Source organism: Paraliobacillus sp. JSM ZJ581 (genome assembly GCF_044383835.1).
Lineage (GTDB): Bacteria > Bacillota > Bacilli > Bacillales > Amphibacillaceae > Paraliobacillus.
This window is the reverse complement of record NZ_JBISEP010000070.1, coordinates 1-1,201: the sequence shown is the minus strand read 5'-3', so window position 1 is coordinate 1,201 and position 1,201 is coordinate 1. Positions and strand designations below refer to the sequence as shown.

The 1,201-nt window shown below is 33.0% G+C and carries 1 pseudogene; it reads right to left on the bottom strand.

Annotated features, from left to right (window positions below):
• Positions 1 to 440: 440 nt before the first annotated feature.
• Positions 441 to 715, bottom strand: a pseudogene (locus ACH6CY_RS15710) (IS66 family transposase zinc-finger binding domain-containing protein); the annotation flags it as partial.
• Positions 716 to 1,201 lie beyond the last annotated feature (486 nt).

The following is a 1,201-nucleotide window of genomic DNA, read 5'->3' as shown; positions in this document are numbered from 1 at the left end:
GATAAGTCGCGTTCAATTTTCTGTTGCTTCCCTATTCTTTTATGTACTAGATATTTATGAAATTACTACAATTGTATAAAAACGACTATAACATTTCCAAATATACCTTTCTTTTTAGGACGCTTAAGAGGGGGGAAGATACTAGTAGCTTTTCCATGGAATATATACAGTTTTCGATTTATGTCGAGTTAAGGATTATATTTATTGCTTTTTATTTTGAGGAAATACACAGAATAAGTATGACAAAGATAATACTATGTTAACGTAATATGATGAATAATATATTATATTCTATTTCATTAATCAATATATTATATTCTCACTTTTCTATTACATATATAAGAAATATAGATTCATTCATTTTTGATTCCACCGCTCACAAATACACATTCATATACAATACAACAAAAAAAACTCTCCCATCGAAGTGAGGGTAGTGCATACATGACCCAATTAGCTAGTGTTTGACATGAAATAAAGACGCCAGATCGTTCAAATTGCTTCTTATGGCGATAAAACTGCATTCCTTACACGTATTTTTGCGTCATCGTATAGAGCAAGAGGCTAAACTCCCTGGAAATACAGGTGCTGGCATTTTAGCTGTTTGAATAGGCGTTTGTATCTCATGTTGTTCACAATGGCGACAGCTATAGGCGTACTGGACATGTTCCACCACTTTCACCTGCGAAGGAATAACCTTTAATTCTTTACGCACTTACTTGTTCACGAAATGGTTGGACCCAATAATGCATCTGATACGTTTTAATTTCTTGCCTCGGCATCATTCCGCTATACTTTGCCCACTTTTCTTCCAGACATCATACCACGCTTTCCATTCTATTCGCTTGTCTTTTAAGGTCATCGCATAACCTCCCAATTTGTTTTCTAAGAAGATTATCACATAGATGCCCTGAGATTGTTATGTGTATTTTATTTCACGCTTACAATTTAAAAAATGCGTTTTTCAATGATTGAAGAAACATCCAAGCAGACTTACAATCATTAAAATAACGCATGTTCATATACTTTTTCAGTTCACTAAAAAAGCTGGTAAATAAAATAATCGTTTCACTCGGATACCAAATAGAACTCATTTATGATCTATATATAACTATGATTCTTAATGAGGTCTTGCCAGATAAACAGCAAAAAGAATGAGAATAATTCCTAGCACTATGAAAAACTTGTATAAAAAATTCCG